The organism is Actinoallomurus acaciae (assembly GCF_042429965.1).
In the GTDB taxonomy this organism is placed as follows: Bacteria; Actinomycetota; Actinomycetes; order Streptosporangiales; family Streptosporangiaceae; genus Actinoallomurus; species Actinoallomurus acaciae.
The window spans coordinates 1-16,964 of the sequence record NZ_JBHLZP010000153.1; the positions used below are offsets into that span (position 1 = coordinate 1).

Annotated in this window: 15 protein-coding genes; 10 read left to right on the top strand and 5 right to left on the bottom strand. The window is 71.6% G+C overall.

The genetic code is table 11. The features are described from left to right. The 5 genes from ACFFNX_RS21045 to ACFFNX_RS21065 all read left to right on the top strand — a co-directional run. A partial coding sequence (locus tag ACFFNX_RS21045; protein ID WP_378204725.1) for an SSI family serine proteinase inhibitor occupies positions 1 to 480 on the top strand: 480 nt, incomplete at its 5' end. A 123-nt stretch (positions 481 to 603) separates the two neighbouring features. Beyond that, positions 604 to 1,023 (top strand): CBS domain-containing protein, encoded by a 420-nt coding sequence (locus ACFFNX_RS21050; protein ID WP_378204728.1) that lies wholly within the window; start codon positions 604 to 606, stop codon positions 1,021 to 1,023. A gap of 95 nt (positions 1,024 to 1,118) precedes the next feature. Beyond that, positions 1,119 to 1,847 carry an ANTAR domain-containing protein gene (locus tag ACFFNX_RS21055; protein WP_378204731.1) on the top strand — a complete coding sequence of 243 codons (729 nt, stop codon included), beginning with the start codon at positions 1,119 to 1,121 and terminating at the stop codon, positions 1,845 to 1,847. A 314-nt stretch (positions 1,848 to 2,161) separates the two neighbouring features. Then, a complete protein-coding gene (locus ACFFNX_RS21060) occupies positions 2,162 to 3,880 on the top strand; it encodes a SpoIIE family protein phosphatase (protein ID WP_378204734.1) in 1,719 nt (572 codons plus the stop codon). Between the two features lie 395 nt (positions 3,881 to 4,275). After that, positions 4,276 to 5,508: a glycosyltransferase gene (locus ACFFNX_RS21065; RefSeq protein ID WP_378204738.1), complete on the top strand. Its 1,233-nt coding sequence runs from the start codon at positions 4,276 to 4,278 to the stop codon at positions 5,506 to 5,508. Positions 5,509 to 5,568: 60 nt separating this feature from the next. On the opposite strand, the gene proS is transcribed toward ACFFNX_RS21065, so the two are convergent. After that, positions 5,569 to 7,005: a proline--tRNA ligase gene (gene proS, locus ACFFNX_RS21070; RefSeq protein WP_378204741.1), complete on the bottom strand. Its 1,437-nt coding sequence runs from the start codon at positions 7,003 to 7,005 to the stop codon at positions 5,569 to 5,571. Between the two features lie 98 nt (positions 7,006 to 7,103). On the opposite strand from proS, the gene lepB reads away from it, so the two are divergent. Beyond that, positions 7,104 to 7,811, top strand: coding sequence for a signal peptidase I (lepB, locus tag ACFFNX_RS21075; RefSeq protein WP_378204744.1), 708 nt, complete (start codon positions 7,104 to 7,106; stop codon positions 7,809 to 7,811). Between the two features lie 224 nt (positions 7,812 to 8,035). Here the strand turns inward: lepB and ACFFNX_RS21080 are convergent, their stop codons facing one another. Then, positions 8,036 to 8,524, bottom strand: a complete 489-nt coding sequence (locus ACFFNX_RS21080; RefSeq protein WP_378204747.1) for a DUF4232 domain-containing protein — start codon at positions 8,522 to 8,524, stop codon at positions 8,036 to 8,038. 201 nt (positions 8,525 to 8,725) lie between these two features. Here ACFFNX_RS21080 and ACFFNX_RS21085 point away from each other — a divergent pair, with 201 nt between their 5' ends. After that, positions 8,726 to 10,333 (top strand): ABC-F family ATP-binding cassette domain-containing protein, encoded by a 1,608-nt coding sequence (locus ACFFNX_RS21085; RefSeq protein WP_378204749.1) that lies wholly within the window; start codon positions 8,726 to 8,728, stop codon positions 10,331 to 10,333. A gap of 22 nt (positions 10,334 to 10,355) precedes the next feature. On the opposite strand, the gene ACFFNX_RS21090 is transcribed toward ACFFNX_RS21085, so the two are convergent. The 3 genes from ACFFNX_RS21090 to ACFFNX_RS21100 form a co-directional block, all read right to left on the bottom strand. Continuing rightward, complete coding sequence (locus tag ACFFNX_RS21090; protein ID WP_378204752.1) at positions 10,356 to 10,901, bottom strand: YceI family protein; 546 nt, start codon at positions 10,899 to 10,901, stop codon at positions 10,356 to 10,358. Between the two features lie 37 nt (positions 10,902 to 10,938). Continuing rightward, a complete protein-coding gene (locus ACFFNX_RS21095) occupies positions 10,939 to 11,307 on the bottom strand; it encodes a DUF2795 domain-containing protein (protein WP_378204755.1) in 369 nt (122 codons plus the stop codon). Positions 11,308 to 11,510: 203 nt separating this feature from the next. Continuing rightward, a complete protein-coding gene (locus ACFFNX_RS21100) occupies positions 11,511 to 13,052 on the bottom strand; it encodes a bifunctional phosphatase PAP2/diacylglycerol kinase family protein (RefSeq protein ID WP_378204758.1) in 1,542 nt (513 codons plus the stop codon). Between the two features lie 191 nt (positions 13,053 to 13,243). On the opposite strand from ACFFNX_RS21100, the gene ACFFNX_RS21105 reads away from it, so the two are divergent. The 3 genes from ACFFNX_RS21105 (at position 13,244) to ACFFNX_RS21115 (ending at position 16,947) form a co-directional block, all read left to right on the top strand. Further along, the gene (locus tag ACFFNX_RS21105; RefSeq protein WP_378204761.1) at positions 13,244 to 14,314 is read left to right on the top strand and encodes an ABC transporter permease; all 1,071 of its coding nucleotides are present in this window, start codon (positions 13,244 to 13,246) and stop codon (positions 14,312 to 14,314) included. A 22-nt stretch (positions 14,315 to 14,336) separates the two neighbouring features. Beyond that, positions 14,337 to 15,134, top strand: coding sequence for an ABC transporter ATP-binding protein (locus ACFFNX_RS21110; protein WP_378204767.1), 798 nt, complete (start codon positions 14,337 to 14,339; stop codon positions 15,132 to 15,134). Positions 15,135 to 15,435: 301 nt separating this feature from the next. After that, complete coding sequence (locus ACFFNX_RS21115) at positions 15,436 to 16,947, top strand: ATP-binding cassette domain-containing protein (RefSeq protein ID WP_378204764.1); 1,512 nt, start codon at positions 15,436 to 15,438, stop codon at positions 16,945 to 16,947. The last annotated feature ends 17 nt before the right edge of the window (positions 16,948 to 16,964 follow it).

The following is a 16,964-nucleotide window of genomic DNA, read 5'->3' on the forward strand; positions in this document are numbered from 1 at the left end:
GGCGGCGTCGGGGCTCCGACCCAGCCCCGCGGCACGACCCGCGACACGACCCGTCCGCAGCGCCCGGTCTCCGACCGGAGCACCAACCAGACGTCGGGCCGCAAACTGGGCCGGGCGCGCGCCCCGCAGGGCATGCCGGTCGCGTTCTTCAGCAACAGCAACCCGGCGGCGACGCAGGGCTCGCGCCTGGTGCTGCACGCCACCGCCGGCAACGCGCCCGAGCGCACCGTCACGCTGCAGTGCTACCCGACGGGCGGCACGCACCCGAAGGCCGCCCAGGCCTGCTCCGACGTCGCCCGCTCCGGCGGCGACCTGGCGCAGATGCCCGCCAACACCAACCCGCGGGCGTGCTTCATGATCTACTCGCCCGTCACGGTCACCGCACAGGGTCAGTGGCACGGCCAGGCCGTTCGCTACACCAAGAAGTTCCCGAACACCTGCGTGATGCACGACAAGACGGGTTCGGTCTTCGACTTCTGAGACGGGCCGGGAAGAAGTTCGAATAAGAACCGCACGCCTGGGTAAGCGGCGCTTGGCAGACGAAGGGAGACGGTCATGGCGTCAGAGGTTCAACGGCCGGTGCACTGCCGAGTGCATGAGGTCATGACGCCGAGACCCGTCACCCTTCCTCTGGACGCTCCGCTTACCGAGGCGGCACGGCTGATGCGCGACGAGGATGTCGGCGACGTCCTCGTCACCCAGGACGGCATGCTCTGCGGCATGCTGACCGATCGCGACATCGTCGTGCGCGCGGTGGCCGTAGGACGGGACCTGACCGGCACACGCCTCGCCGACATCTGCAGCGCGGGCATCGTGACGGTCGGCCCGGACGACGCCGCCGAGGTCGCGCTGCGGCTCATGCACGATCGCGCCGTCCGGCGACTGCCCGTCGTCGAGGACGGCCGGCCGGTGGGCGTCGTCTCGGTCGGAGATCTGACCTCCGATCGAGACGAGGCCTCCGGCCGGGACGAGGACCTCGGCCGTACCCCGTCCTCCACGCTGTCCGCCACGCTCATCCGCTGACCGCGGCCGGCCCGCGGGTCCCGCCAGGCGCACACTCCCCACCCGGCGCGGGTCTGGGACGCCTCCCGGCCCCGCACAGCGGCTACCGTGAACCCGTGGCGTTCGAACCGCAGATCAGCAGCGAGCTGGCGACCCAGGTCGCCCGCCTCGGCCTCGTACACGAGGCGTCCGCGACCGTGGCGCTGCGGCGCATCACCGAACTCGCCACGCGTGCCGTCCATGGATGCGCCGGCGCCACCGCCGTGCGCTGGAGCACCGGTGACGCGTCCGAGCCGCTCGACCAGGCCGGCACCCATCCCCACCTGGCGTACCTCAGCGAGATCCAGTGCACGCGCCGGGCCGGGCCCTCCTACGACGCGGCCCGCAGCGAGACACCGGTCTTCTGCGCCGACACTCTCGCCGAGACCCGCTGGCCGGACTACACGCCGCTCGCGCTGCAGCGCGGCGTCCGGTGCTTCGCCGACACCGTGTACCGCACCGGCCCGGTGATCGTCACCCTCACCATGTACGGCGTGGTGCCCGGGGGCCTCGACCGGCGCGAGCTCAGCCTGGGCGCCCTGCTCGCCGCCCAGGGCGGCGCCGCGGTGTCCAACACCCGTCTGTACGAGGACGCCCACCGCACGGCGACCCAGCTGCGCCAGGCGGTCGAGGCGCGTTCCATCGTCGACCAGGCCAAGGGCGTGCTGATGCATGCGATGGGCTGCGACGCGGACACCGCGTTCGCCGAGCTCAAGCGCATCTCCCAGACCCGGCACGTCAAGCTCACCGCGATCGCCCAGCGGATCGTCTCCGGCCATCGCTCGGAGGCGAAGGGCCCCCACTGAGCCCGGCTCGGCGTCCCCCGTCGGCCGCGGACGGGCCGTCGCGATGGGACGGCAGGGCTCTGGCTGGTCGGACGTTCGCCCGCTCTCGAAGGCGGGGTTAAAGTTACGCACAGCCGACCGATCCCCGATCGACCCGCCAGCCGGAGGGCAGCATTCCCGACCAGCGACAACCCGATTCTCTTCGTCCTGAGACACTCCGCTCCGAGATCGGCGCGCTGGAGGGCCGGGCCGGGGAGCTGCGTAGCGCGGCACTGCTGCCGGACGCCGACCGGGGCGCGCTGCTGGACGCCGCCCTGACCGACCTCGAGCGCGCCGTGACGGCGCTGCGGAGCGCGGTGGCCGACCAGACCTCCATCCAGGCGAAGAACGAGGTGGCCGACGGCGAGCGGCGGCTGCTGCGCACCGTCTTCCAGGACGCGCCGGTGCCCCTCTTCCTGCTCGAGCGCGACGGCACCGTACGCCGCGTCAACCGCCAGGCCGGAGCGCTGCTCGGCTCCTCGGCCGGCTACCTCACCGGCAAGCCGTTCCCGACGTTCTGCGACCTGGCGACACGGGCGACGGTCGGCTCGCACGTGGCCGGGGTGTTCCACTCGGGACAGCGGCGGCGCTCACGGGTGCGGCTCCTGTCGGGGCACGGCCCGGTCGAGGTGGACGTGACGTTCGCCCGGATCTGGGTGAGCGGCGAGCCGGACCCGCTGGTGGTCGCGGCCACCGCCCCCTCGACCCGCGAGCCGGCCGCCCAGGACCTGCCGCAGCAGGCCACCGCCACCCACGACGCCGTGGCCACGGTCGTCCACCGCATGGACGTCCTGTCCACGGCCACCGGCATGCTCCTGGACGACGACTCCTTCACCGAGTCCGTCGCCGTACGCCGCTGTGCGCGGCTGCTGGCCGCCGAGCTGGCCGACTGGGTCCTCATCGACCTCGAACGCGACGAGCGGCTCCTGCGGCAGGTGGTGATCGGCCCGGACGACGAGCGCAGCACCGAGGTCGCCCGGACTCTGGAGGACCTCGACCCGGCCCCGGACACGCTGCCGGCCACCGTGCACGTCTCGGGCCGGTCCGTGCTCCAGGCGCACCTCGACGATCTGGGCGTCCTCGGCACGAGCCCGGCCGGGCCCCCGGTGTGCGGGCTGATCGAGGCGTCCTCGCTGATCTGCGTGCCGCTGGACGACGGCGAGCGGTGCCACGGCACCCTGACGCTCGCCGTCTCCGGCGAGCAGGGCCCGTTCGACCTGATGGACCTCGGCCTGGTCGAGCGGCTCGCCCGCAACCTCGCCCTGGTCATCCGGGCGGGGCGGCGCTACCGCCGCCGGGCGGTGGTCGCCGAGCGGCTGCGCGCCGGACTGCTGCCACGCGAGCTGCCGGCCGTCCCGGGGGCGGAGGTGGCGGGCCGCCACCATCCCGCGACCCGCGACACCGGCTTCGGCGGCGACTTCTATGAGGTGTTCCGCACCGGCTCGGGCTGGGGCATGGTCCTCGGCGATGTCTGCGGCAAGGGCGAGGACGCCGCGGCGGTGACGGCCACCGCCAAGAACGGCATCCGGCTGCTCTCCCGCTGGAACCCCAAGCCGGCCGAGGTCCTGTCGATGATGAACGAAGCGCTCATCGACGACGAACGCTTCGTCACCGCCGTGATGGCCTATCTCGAGCCGCGCGACGAGGGCATGCTGATGACGGTGGCCAGCGCCGGGCATCCGCCGGCGGTCCTGATCCGCCGTGACGGCGTCATCCGTACGACGAGCGGCGGCGGCCTGCCGCTGGGCCTGTTCGAGGACGACTTCGGGGTCGGCGTCGAGCAGCTCGACCTGGAGCCCGGCGACACGCTGTTCCTCTACTCCGACGGCGTGCCGGAGGTCTCCGACCCGTCGCAGGCCAGGTTCGGGCACGAGCGCCTCATCGAGATCCTCGCCGCCCACGGCGACCAGTCCGTCGCCGACCTCGTCCTGGCCGTCGAGAGCGCCCTGCTGGACTTCTCCGGCGGTGACCTGCGCGATGACGTGTCGATGCTCGCGCTCCGGGTGACCGGCTGACCCACGCCGTGTGATCTTTTTTCAACAAGATCCGCGTGTTCGTGTTTAGACCGACGCGTGGCAGGTAAAGGAAGAACCAGGTAACCGTGCCTAAGACGCAGGCACACCACGGGAGGGCGGCATTACCCCGCCCTCGACTTCCGGAGGGTGTGCATGCGTACTTCCAGCCTTTTCGCCAACGCGAGGCTGACGCACGCCTTCTCCTCCTCGATCGCCGCCACGGACGCACGTCCGGCGGCGGGGCGCACGCTCACGTCCTTCTCCGGTCGCGAGAGCCGGCGCTCATATCTCCTCCTCGGTCATCGCGACGCCCTGCCCCGTCCGGCCGGACGGGGCGCGGCGCGAACGACCACGCAGACGAACCCCCACCTCAGGGATATTCAGGAGTCAGCCCGATGAACATAGTCATGGTCTCCGTTCACACCAACCCCGTCGCCACGGAAGCCTCGTCCCACGAGGGCGTTCGCGTCCACGTCGCCGAGTTGGCCCGCGAGCTCGGCCGCCAGGGACATCGGGTCACCATCTACACGCGCCGCGACGGCCTCGGTTCCGGTGACCGGGTCCGCCTCGCACCGCGGGTGAACGTGGAGTTCATCTCGGCCGGCAACGCCCTGCCGATGTCGGAGCAGGAGATCCTCCCCCATGTCCGGGAGTTCGCCGACAAGCTGGCCAAGCGCCTCGTCTCGAGCCGGCCCGACGTCATCCACGCGCACCACTGGCTGAGCGGTCTCGTCGCGATGTCCGCCGCCGACGGCCTCGACATCCCCGTCGTCCAGAGCTTCCACGGCCTGGCCTCCCTCCGGGGACGGGCCGCGGGCGAGGGCGCCTCGGCCCGCCTGCGCATGGAGCGGGCGATCGGCCGTGGCGTCGACGCGCTGATCGCGACCACGGAGACCGAGTGCACCGAGCTCACCCGGCTCGGCGTCACCCGCAAGCACATCGCCGCGGTGCCCTCCGGCGTCGACAGCGAGCGGTTCACGCCGCAGGGCCGCGCCCTTCTCCCCCGCGGCGAGAACCCCCGCATCGTCATGCTGTCGCGGCGGTTCGCCGAGGACGGCGTGACCACCGTCATCAAGGCGCTGGCCCGCATCCCCGGCGCCGAGCTGGTCGTGGCCGGCGGGCCGGCGCCCGAGGAGCTCGACGGCGACACCGGCATCCACCGGCTGCGGATCGCGGCGAAGGAGGCCGGCGTGGACGACCGGGTCACCTTCCTCGGACGGGTCGACGCCGCCGACGTTCCCGGCCTGCTGCGGTCGGCGGACCTGACGGTGAGCCTGCCCACGTACCAGTCCTTCGGCCGGGTGCCGGTCGAGTCGATGGCCTGCGGTACGCCCGTGGTCGTCACGGCCGTCGGCGGCCACCTCGACACGGTGATCGACGACGTGACCGGCGTCTACGCCCGGCCCGGCCGCCCGGCCGAGCTGGCCCAGCGGATCCGCGGCCTGCTCGCCGAGCGCACGCACCTGACCGCCCTGGGGATCGGCGGCGCCGACCGGGTCCGGGCCCGCTACTCCTGGGAGCGGATCACGAACGAGACCCTCAAGGTCTATGAGTCCGTGCTCCCGGCCACCGAGCCCGAGCAGGACGCGCACGAGGAGGAGGACCTGGAGCTGGCCATCGCGAGCTGACGCTCCGTACGCGAAGGCCCTCCCGCCGGCCGGCGGGAGGGCCTTCGCGTGTCCGGGCTCTCAGTAGGAGCGGCCGTACAGGATCCGCTTGCCGTACGCGGACGGCTCGCCGCAGCGGAAGCAGACGCCGTGCTCCTCGGGCGCGTCGCTCGGGATGACGCGCGGCGTCGCCGCCGTGTCGGCCTTGATCGCGTCCTCGCAGTCGGTGCGGCCGCAGTGGAACACGCGCGCCCAGCCGTGGGAGACCTGGTCCGGGAAGGCGTCCCAGCTCTCCACGTCGGCGGTGTGCTCGTCGCGGAACCGCTCCGCCCGGGTGTAGAGGAAGGCCTGGAAGTCCTCCAGGATGCCGGGCAGCAGCTCGGCGGCGCGGCCGAGCGGGATCTGCTCCTTGCCCTGGTCGCCGAGGCGGCGGGCCAGCGTCACCACTCCGCCGTCGAGGTCGCGCGGGCCGATCTCGACCCGCACCGGGACGCCGCGCAGCTCCCACTCGTTGAACTTGTAGCCCGGGCGCAGCTGCGGCCGGTCGTCGACGTGCACCCGGACCCCGGCCCGCTTGAGCTCACCGGCCAGGTCACGGGCTGCCGCGGCGGTGCGCTCGGCGGCGTCGTCGCGCCCGATCGGCACGATCACCACCTGGTACGGCGCGATCCGCGGAGGCAGCACGAGGCCCTTGTCGTCGCCGTGCGTCATGATGACCCCGCCGAGCATGCGGGTGGACATGCCCCACGAGGTGGTGTGGGCGTGGACGAGCTTGCCGTCCTCGTCCTGGTAGGTGATGTCGAAGACCTTGGCGAAGTTGGTGCCGAGGTAGTGGGACGTGCCGGACTGCAGGGCCCGGCCGTCGCGCATCATGCCCTCGATCGTGTAGGTGCGCTCCGCGCCGGCGAACCGCTCGCTCGGGGTCTTCTCGCCCTCGACCACCGGGATCGCCGCCAGCTCACGCGCCAGGCCGGCGTACGCGCCGAGGGCCCACATGGTCTCGCGCATCGCGTCCTCTTCGTCGGCGTGCGCGGTGTGGCCCTCCTGCCAGAGGAACTCGGTCGTGCGCAGGAACATGCGCGGGCGCAGCTCCCACCGCACGACGTTGGCCCACTGGTTGAGCAGCAGCGGCAGGTCGCGGTGCGACTCGATCCACTTGGCCATGTACTCGCCGATGACGGTCTCGGAGGTGGGCCGCACGACCAGCGGCTCCTCCAGCTCCTTGCCACCGGCGACGGTCACGACGGCCAGCTCCGGCGAGAAGCCCTCGACGTGCTCGGCCTCGCGTTTGAAGTACGACTCCGGGATGAACATCGGGAAGCAGGCATTGCCATGCCCGGCCTCTTTGATGCGCCCGTCCAGGTCGGCCTGCAGCAGCTCCCACATGCGGTAGCCGTACGGCCGGATGACCATGGTGCCGCGCACGGGCCCACGGTCGACGAGCTCGGCCTGGATGACGAGTTCGTTGTACCAGGCGGAGAAGTCTTCAGACTGAGGAGTGACACCTTCCCGACTCACGCAGCCGAGCGTACCGGCCCACGGCACCCCATGTGGACGACCCTCTCAGGCGAGCCCCTTATGTCCATCACACAGCCGGGCGGTCTAGCGTACGGAACGTGCCAGACGAGCCCACGCCCGAGGCCGAGCCCTCGGCGGAGAAGGAGCCCCGGAAGCGCAACCGGTCCTTCCTCCGCGAACTACCCATCCTCATCGGCGTAGCACTCGTGCTGTCGCTGCTGATCAAGACGTTCCTCATGCAGGCCTTCTTCATCCCGTCCGAGTCGATGGAGCGCACCCTGCACGGCTGTCCCGGCTGCACCGGCGACCGGATTCTCGTGGAGAAGATCAGCTATCGCGTGGGCGACCCCAAGTACGGCGACATCGTGGTCTTCCGCGCCCCGCCCGCCTGGGAGCCCGAGACACGCGTCGCCAAGCCGACGAACCCGGTCCGCCGCGCGGTGAACTGGGTCGGCGCGGCGTTCGGGGTCCCACAGCCGAACGAGAAGGACCTGGTCAAGCGGGTGATCGCCGTAGGCGGCCAGACCGTACAGTGCTGTGACGCGCAGGGCCGGGTGATCGTCGACGGACACCCGCTGGACGAGCCGTACATCTACCAGGACGACCATCGGCCGTTCGGGCCGATCAAGGTCCCGCCCGGCCGGCTCTGGGTCATGGGCGACCACCGCGCCGACTCGGCGGACTCCCGCTTCCACCTCGACGACGGCCACAACGGCACGGTCCCGGTGGGCAACGTGATCGGCCGGGCCTTCGTGATCATCTGGCCGCCGTCGCGCTGGAACGGCCTTCTCTCGACCCGGTCGTGACGACCGCCTGACGTTCGGCGGCCTGATCGCCGGCCTCGCGCGTGCTCCTGGGGCGGGCCGTGCGGATGGCGACCGCCGTGGCCGCCGGGATCTGCGGGGCCGCCGTCGCGTTCGTGGTCCCGCCGCCGGGAGCCGGAGTTTCGTCTGCGCCGTCGCCGCGTGCGCCCTCCTCGACCGGCGCGTCCGGCCCGTGGCTCGCCACGGGCCGGGCGCGTGGCGGGCTCTCAGGTGTGCAGGGGTCCGACGTCGATCCGGCCCGCGCCGTTCACCGGGCCGCCGGTCCAGGGCGCGGCGTTGGCGCCGTCGTCCGTCGGCATGGTGAAGACCAGTGACACGGGCACGAAGGGCGTCCCGCCCACGACCGTCCAGTGCAGGTCGAGGTGGCCCACCACTCCCGGGGCGATCGTGACGCCGTTGCCCGAACCCGGGGCGTCGGCGTCCGTCGGCAGGGGCCTGGCCCGCTCGCCCAGGAACTGGAAGTTGGTCAGATCGTCCCTGAGGACGCACGTCCTGCCGCCGTAGGCGGTGAAGTCGAGCGTGGAGTAACGCTGACCGGCGCCCGCCTGGACGGGTCCGAGCGACGTGGTGAAGTCGGTGATCTTGCACAGGGGTGCCGCGTCGGCGGCGGCGGACGTGGGGGTCGCGCCCGCGACGCATGCGGCGACCGCGACCCCGGCGGCCGTGAGAACGAGAGTGGATTTCGCGCCTGTCACTGCTGTGCCTCATTCCTTCGCGCGGGGAGGAATGCCGAGCGCCCCCGATGATGGCGCCCGGCTGGAATCAGCCGGCTACGGAATAGGACGTCGAGACGCCGGAGAAAGTTGGTCTCTCCCGGCGTCTGGGGGATGTCCGCCGGCCGCCGAGGCGGAAAACGGCTTGGGCGTTCCCTGGCCGATGGCGCAGACTTGGCCGGCGTGGGCCACGTCGAAGTCGCGCATCTCGATCACACCCTGCCCGACGGGCGGGTCCTGCTCTCCGACGCGTCGTTCCGGGTCGGCGACGGGTCGGTGGCGGCGCTGGTCGGGCCGAACGGCGCCGGCAAGACGACCCTGCTCCGCCTCGTGGCGGGCGACCTGGAGCCGCAGAGCGGCTCGGTCGTGCGCAGCGGCGGCCTCGGCGTGATGCGCCAGTTCATCGGCAACATCCGCGACGAGTCGGCCGTCCACGACCTGCTCGTGTCCACGGCGCCGCAGCGCGTGCGCGACGCCGCGGCGACGCTGGAGCGGGCCGAGCTGGCCATGATGGAGCGCGACGACGAGCCCACCCAGCTGCGCTACGCCAAGGCGCTCGCCGACTGGGGCGACGCCGGCGGGTACGACGCCGAGGTGCTCTGGGACGCCTGCTGCGTCGCGGCGCTCGGCGCGCCCTACGACCGCGTCCGCTACCGCGAGGTGAAGACCCTGTCGGGCGGCGAGCAGAAGCGCCTCGTCCTGGAGGCGCTGTTCCGCGGCGCCGACGAGGTCCTGCTGCTCGATGAACCCGACAACTACCTCGACGTCCCGGGCAAGCTGTGGCTGGAGGAGCGGCTGAGGGAGACGCGCAAGACGGTGCTGCTCGTCTCGCACGACCGCGAGCTGCTCGCGCACGCCGCGCGGCAGATCGTCACGGTCGAGGCCGCGACCGTCTGGACCCACGGCGGCGGTTTCGCCACCTACGCCGAGGCACGGCGCGAGCGGAACGAACGGCTGGAGGAGCTGCGGCGGCGCTGGGACGAGGAGCACGCCAAGCTCAGGGCGCTCGTCCAGATGTTCAAGCAGAAGGCGGCCTACAACTCCGACATGGCCTCCCGATACCAGGCGGCGCAGACACGGCTGCGCCGGTTCGAGGAGGCGGGGCCGCCGGAGATCCCGCCGCGCGACCAGAACCTCACGATGCGCCTGCGCGGCGGCCGCACCGGCAAGCGCGCCGTGATCTGCGAGGCGCTGGAGCTGACCGGCCTGATGCGGCCGTTCGACGCCGAGATCTGGTACGGCGAGCGCGTCGCGGTGCTCGGCTCGAACGGCTCGGGCAAGAGCCACTACCTGCGGCTGCTGGCCGGTGAGGACGTGGCGCACACGGGCGTGGCCCGGCTCGGGGCGCGCGTGACACCGGGCCTGTTCGCCCAGACCCATGCCCGGCCGGAGCTGCGCGGCCGCACGCCGGCCGAGATCCTGATGACCGAGCACGCCCGGCTGCGCAACGAGGCGATGTCCGCACTGTCCCGCTATGAGCTGAACTTCTGCGGAGACCAGCCGTTCGAGACGTTGTCGGGCGGGCAGCAGGCACGGTTGCAGATCCTGCTGCTGGAGATGAGCGGCTGCACGCTGCTGCTGCTCGACGAGCCGACCGACAACCTCGACCTGGCCAGCGCCGAGGCCCTGCAGCAGGGGCTGGAGGCCTACGAGGGCACCGTGCTGGCGGTCACGCACGACCGGTGGTTCGCGCGGTCGTTCGACCGGTTTCTGGTGTTCGGCGGCGACGGGACCGTGTACGAGACGGCCGAGCCGGTGTGGGACGAGACCCGCGTCGACCGCCCGCGCTGACCGGCCGGCGTGGGCTTCGGCCTCAGCCGGCCAGCGCCAGGTCGAACTCGATCTTGACCTCGTCCGCCACCCTGAGCTGCCCGAACAGCGCGGAGTAGGGCTTGATCCCCCAGCGCGACTGGACGACGGTCGCCTCGCCGGTCAGCCGGTCGTCGAAGATCCGGCCGCGCACGGTGACGGGCCGGGTGACGCCCATGATCGTCAGCTCGCCCTCGACGGTGAACGCCGCGGGCGAGCCCGCCGCGCCGGTGGACCGAAACCGGATCGCCGGGTGGGCACGCGTCTTCAGGATCTTCTCGCGGACGGTCTTGAGGATCTCGATCCGGTCGGCGGCGGTGAGCGCCACGACGCCACCGCCGCCCTCGACGACCTCGAACGACGCGGGATCGATCTCGGCGGTCACCGCGGAGGCGGACGGATCGCCGAGGTCGATGACCGCCTCACCGGACCAGCGTGCGACCTCCATGGTCAGGTCGTGTCCCGCCCGGCGGCCGAGCCCGCTCCGGCCCGTGCGCAGCCGGAGCGTCCCCGCCGCAGGACCCAGTGCGTACGTGCGGGTCAGCGCCATGGGCGCCACATCACGGCCGTCCCCGGGCGTACGGATCTCAATGCTCGGTGAGCAGTCCGATGGCGCGGACGACCTCGCCCAGAGTGTGGAACTCCTGGCCCTCCGGCAGTCCGGATACGGCGTCGACGACCGAGTCGGGGGCGCGGTGGGACCGCAGATGGGTGAGCAGCCGTGCCCGGTCGGCGGGGAACACGGTGGGGGGCAGATGCCGGGTCAGCGCGGCACGACGTGCGACGTCGGCGGGTGACATGCCGCGCGATGGCGTCCGATGGCGTTCCGGTGGCGCGTCGTCGCCGCCCGGCCGGCCCTCCCGGACGCGTCCGACGCCGTTCCTGCTCAGGCTCTCGGTCTCCTTGTGCAGGTAGTCGTCGCGGACCGGACCCTGCTTGTCGCTCTCGCGGTGCATAGACCTCACCTTTCGCGTAGCCCTCTCAGGCGCCCCACGCGCTGGCGTTCCGGATCGACCTCCTTCGGGCCACGACAGCGAAACGGAGCGCCGGAATGCTCCACCTGACATAGGGCGGTCGCCGCGCGACCCCCTGTGAGCCGCCGTACCCGAGCCGGGCCAGGGCGAACCCTCACCCCCTCCGACCTGCGAAATCTTACCGATCAGGCGACCGGCTGATCCACTTCGGCCGGAGGCTCGGGCAGGGGCCGCCGGCTGGGCTCGGCGACCTTGGGCGGCCCGAAGACGGCCAGTGCGGCGCGTTCCTTGGTGATCTCCACCGGCTCGTCGGCCGTCCCCGGCTCGCCGTCGCAGGCGAGGCGGAGCGAGCCCTCGGCGCCGCCCACGCGCAGGGAGGTGGCGCGCCAGGCCTTGTAGTCGGGCATCAGGTGCAGGTGCCCTACGAGCAGCGCGGCGACAGCCCGCGACTTACCGATATGACGTTTGGCGCCGATCAGCCGTACGTCGAGCAGGCCGTCGGCCAGGTGGTCGCGCCAGGTCGGCGCGACGCCGTAGGAGCCGTACCGGCAGTTGCCGACGAAGGCGAACCACACGCGCAACCGCCGCCCCTCGACGTACACCTCCGTCGGCTCGGTGTGCCGCAGGACCCGGATCGCGGCCACCGCGAGCGCCGGCCACTTGCCCAGGCGGTCCTCCATGCGCCGGCGCAGGTCGACCAGCTCGGTGTACGCGCCGAAGCTCGCCGTGTTGAGGAACACGCGCCGTCCCGCACGGGCGACGTCGACCCGGACGACGGCGCCCGACCGATAGGCCTCGATCGCGTCCTTGGCGGTCTCCAGGCCGAGCGCGCGGGCGAAGTGGTTCAGCGTGCCTCCGGGGATCACCAGCAGCGGCAGCCCGCGCTCGATGGCGATCTCGGCCCCGGCGTTGATCGTGCCGTCGCCCCCGCAGACCCCGAGCACGGTCGCCCGGTCCGCGGCGTCGCCGAGCGCCTTGCCCAGGTCCTCGCCGGCCTCGATGATCTCCGCCTCCGGCAGCTCGGCGCGGAGAAGACGCGTGACGTCACCGCCGCCCGCACCGTTGTTGATCACTACGACGACGCCGACGCCGTCGGGTGAGATGCCCTGGACGGCTTCGGCCGGCATGGACCACACGGCCCCGGCGGGCGCGGGACGGGTGGGCCAGACCAGCCGGGTCGTCGCGGCGGCCACCACGCCGAGCGCCAGGCCGGCCATGACGTCGCCCGGATAGTGCGCGCCGGTGTAGACGCGGGAGAAGGCCACCCCGGCGGCGGCCGCGGCCACGGGCAGCACGACGGACGCGGGCGCCTCCATCGCCAGCGCGCCGGTGAACGCCGCGGCCGCCGCCGAGTGCCCGGAGGGAAAGGACGGGGAGGTCGGCAGCCGCCACCGCACCCGCGCCGAGGGAAGCACGGTGCCGCGCCCTATGCTCGTCGGCAGGCCGGCCAGCTCGATCAGCGGACGGCGGCGACGGAAGAGCTGCTTGCCCACGAGGTTGGCGATCGGGCTGGTCAGGCTGAGCGCGCACACGCCGCGTAGCGCCGCCCGGCGCAGCCGCGGCTGCCGCGTCACGGCCAGCCCACCGGCGACGCCCAGCCACAGCAGGGAGTGGTCGGCGGCTCTGGACAGCCGAGGGAGGACGTACTCGAATCCGGGGAGCCGTGCCGCGGCCACCGCGTCGAAGGCGCGTTGGTCGAGCCGGCCCGCTCGTTGCAACAGGGGCATGCGAGCCTCCCTCCCCCGTCGCGGTCAAGATATGCCCAAGGTTCCCCAAGGTCAGTGCCATCGTCGGCGACCGGGCGGCACACCTGGGCTGGGTATCCCGGTTACATCCCGATCACGACGAAGATCACATTCTCGCCATGCATCTCACCGAACGTCGATGCCGGGGCCCGGTCTGCAATAGGCTCATCCGCATGAGTCACCCGGAACGGCTCGGAGCCTCGGGTGGCGGACCGGTGCACGCGATCGCCGAGCCCCCTCTGCTCAACGGGCAACGTTCGCTCGCCGAGTTCGCCGCCGCACGAGGGCTCACGCAGAGCGCCGCCCGCCCCCCGCTGGGCTCGTACATCAGTCAGCTCTGGCAGCGTCGCCACTTCATCTGGGCGTTCGCCTCCGCCAAGAGCGTCGCGATGTACACCGAATCCCGCCTCGGTCAGCTCTGGCAGGTTCTCACACCCCTGCTCAACGCCGCGGTCTACTACCTGATCTTCGGTCTTCTCCTCGGCCGCAGCGGCGACGTGACCAAGTACATTCCGTTCCTGGTCATCGGTATCTTCTTCTTCCACTTCACGCAGCGTTCGATCACGCAGGGCGCGAAGTCGGTCCAGACGAACATGTCACTGATCCGGGCGCTGCACTTCCCTCGCGCGACACTGCCGTTCTCCTTCACGATCGTGGAGCTGCAGCAGCTCTTCGCCGCCATGGCCGTGATGGTGGTCATCCTGCTCGGCTTCGGTGAGTACCCGGCGGTCAGCTGGGTCCTGATCGTGCCCGTACTGCTCCTGATGTTGGTCTTCAACATGGGAGTGAGCCTGATCGTCGCGCGCATCGGCGCGTTCGTGCCCGACCTGAGCCAGCTCCTGCCGTTCATCCTGCGCACGTGGCTCTACTTCTCCGGCATCATGTTCTCGATGTACGCCCTGGCCGGGAAGCTGCCCGTCTGGGCCACCCGCCTGATGGGGGCCAACCCCGGGTCCGTCTACGTGGAGCTGGCGCGGCGCGCGCTGATGCCCTCGTACCGCAAGGACCTGCACGGCATGGAGGTGAAGTCGGCGGCCAAGTGCGCGGCGCCGATCCGCGAGGGTCTCGTCGGCAAGGCCCTGACGAAGGCGAACGACGCGCACACCTCGGCCTGCCGCCAGCACACCGCCCTGGTCTCGATGAACCACACCATCTGGTTCTGGGCCATCGGCTGGGCCGTTGTCGCGTTCGTCATCGGCTTCTGGTACTTCTATCGCGCTGAGGAAAGGTACGGCCGTGGCTGACGCGCTGAGGGAGCGATCACAGATGTCCGGCGACTCGACGGCACCGTCGGCCGTGACACTCGACCCGAGCCGCGAGCCGATCGTCGTGGTGGACGACCTGTACATCACCTACCGGGTGTACGGCGGCAGCGCCGGCAAGGGCAACGCGGTCACGGCTCTGGGCCGGGTGGTCCGCGGGAAGAAGCGCCCCTCCATGAAGGAGGTGCGCGCGATCCAGGGGCTGTCGTTCGTCGCCTACCGCGGCGACGCGATCGGTGTCATCGGCACCAACGGCTCCGGCAAGTCGACGCTGCTCAAGGCGATCGCCGGACTGCTTCCGCCCGAGCGTGGCGGCGTCTACACCAACGGCCAGCCGTCGCTGCTCGGCGTGAACGCCGCGCTGATGAACGACCTCACCGGCGAGCGCAACATCGTCCTCGGCTGCCTGGCCATGGGCATGACGCCCGAGCAGGTCAAGCAGAAGTACGACGAGATCGTGAAGTTCGCCGGGCTCAAGGAGGGCTTCATCCAGCTCCCGATGCGGGCCTACTCCTCCGGCATGGGCTCGCGGCTGCGGTTCGCCATCGCCGCGTCCAAGTCCCACGACGTGCTGCTCATCGACGAGGCACTGGCCACCGGCGACGCGAAGTTCCGCCGCAAGAGCGCGAAGAAGATCGACGAGCTGCGCGGCGAGGCGGGCGCCGTCTTCCTGGTCGCCCACCAGCTCGACTCCATCAAGGAGATGTGCAACCGGGTGCTGTGGATCGACGAGGGCACGCTGGTGATGGACGGCGACACCGACACCGTCGTCGACGCCTACACCGAGGCCACCGGCAAGTAATCCGCTCTTTCTGAAGCCCGAGCCCGGCAGAAGGGTTCGGGCTTCACGCTTTGTGAGGCGCCGCTCACCGGAAAAGCAGGTTTGGCGAACGAGTTTCCGGGCCGCTCCGGGCCGTGCCGAACTGCCTCTTTATGACGGCCCGCCGCCGATCTACCTTCGAGGGAGACGCTCCTTCCGAGAGAGGCGGGGGGTTGGCACCGAGCAGCGAACGACCCGGCGAACACAGTGGCAACGAACACGGTGACAGCGAACAGGGTGGCGGCGAACACGGTGGCCGGCACCGCCGGAGAGCGAGCCGGCCGTGAGACGCCGCGACGAGGCGGGCGCGGTGGCGAAGGCGGTCGAGGCCCGGGGCCTCGTCAAGGTGTACGAGGGTCGCCGTGACCGGCAGGTCCGCGCGCTCGACGGGATCGACGTGTCCTCCAACCAGGGTGAGTATCTCGTGCTGCTCGGCCCCTCGGGCTGCGGCAAGACCACGCTGCTGCGCACCATCGCGGGTCTGGAGCGGCCGACCGAGGGCGAGGTGTACATCGGCGGCCAGCTCGTCAACGGGCTGCCGCCGAGGATCCGCCGCGTCGCGATGGTCCTCCAGTCCTACGCCCTCTACCCGCACAAGACCGTCCACAGCAACATCGAGTTCCCGCTGAAGGCCGAGAACGTCCCGCGTCATCTGCGCGAACGCAAGATCCGCTGGGCGGCCGACCTGCTCGGCATCCCGGACCTGCTCGGCCGCAGGCCCCGGCAGTTGTCCGGCGGCGAGCGCCAGCGGGTCGCGCTGGCCCGTGCCCTCGTCCGTGAGCCGGCCGTCTTCCTGCTCGACGAGCCGCTGTCGGGCCTGGACGCCAAGCTGCGCGCCACAACGCGCGACGAGCTGAAACGCTTCCAGCGGCAGATCGGCACCGCGACGATCTACGTGACGCACGACCAGGAGGAGGCGATGGGGCTCGGCGACCGCGTCGCGGTGCTGGACGCCGGGCGGCTGCGCCAGGTCGGCACGCCACGCGACATCTACGACGAGCCGGCCGACACGTTCGTCGCGACCTTCGTCGGCTCTCCCCCGATGAACCTCGTGCAGCGCGCCAACCGGCTCGTCGGCTTCCGGCCCGAGCACTTACTGCCGGCGGAGAACGTCGCGTACGACTCCCGCGTCACCATGCCGCTGCGGATCGAGCGCATCGAGTACCTGTCCGGCGACCGGCACGTCTACGGCACGGTGACGAAGATCGGCGCGGAGACGCGTGTGATCGCGCGGCTGCCCGCCACCGTCATCACGCCGCTGGCCCCCGGCGAGACGCATGAGTTCGCGGTGCCGGGCGACCGGCTGCGCTCGACGCCGAGTACGGCATCCGTACCGCGCCGGTACGGATCGGCGGTTGAGCGGGACGCGGGCGCGCGCCGACGAACGGACGCGCCTCACGGACCGCGAGGGGTTCTTGGCCTGGGCGTTCCTGCTGCCCACGATCGTCTACCTGACGGCGCTGGTGGTGGCGCCGTTCGGGCTGACGGTGGCGTTCGCGTTCTCCCGCTCGACGAGCGACGCGCCGTCGTACCGGTTCGCCGGGCTGCGCGACTTTCACGCGGTGTTCGGCGACGACGTCTTCTGGCGGTCGCTGGTCGACACTCTCGCCCTGACCTGTGTGGCGATCGTCCTCGTCGTGGTCTTCGGGACGGTCCTCGCGCACGTCCTGCGCGTCGGCTTCCGCTTCCGGCGCACCGTGCGCACGCTGGTCCTGCTGCCGTGGACGACGCCGGTCGCGCAGCCGGTCGCCCGGCACCGCGAACTCATGCGTCTCGCCGGGGGCCAGCGGCGTGATGACGGTGGCGGGCAGC

Excerpts from the sequence above, each read along its gene's own strand:
- ACFFNX_RS21110 (WP_378204767.1), top strand. The coding sequence starts at position 14,337 with ATGTCCGGCGACTCGACGGCACCGTCGGCCGTGACACTCGACCCGAGC.
- ACFFNX_RS21100 (WP_378204758.1), bottom strand. The coding sequence starts at position 13,052 with ATGCCCCTGTTGCAACGAGCGGGCCGGCTCGACCAACGCGCCTTCGAC.
- ACFFNX_RS21090 (WP_378204752.1), bottom strand. The coding sequence starts at position 10,901 with ATGGCGCTGACCCGCACGTACGCACTGGGTCCTGCGGCGGGGACGCTC.
- ACFFNX_RS21095 (WP_378204755.1), bottom strand. The coding sequence starts at position 11,307 with ATGCACCGCGAGAGCGACAAGCAGGGTCCGGTCCGCGACGACTACCTG.
- ACFFNX_RS21065 (WP_378204738.1), top strand. The coding sequence starts at position 4,276 with ATGAACATAGTCATGGTCTCCGTTCACACCAACCCCGTCGCCACGGAA.
- ACFFNX_RS21105 (WP_378204761.1), top strand. The coding sequence starts at position 13,244 with ATGAGTCACCCGGAACGGCTCGGAGCCTCGGGTGGCGGACCGGTGCAC.
- ACFFNX_RS21050 (WP_378204728.1), top strand. The coding sequence starts at position 604 with ATGACGCCGAGACCCGTCACCCTTCCTCTGGACGCTCCGCTTACCGAG.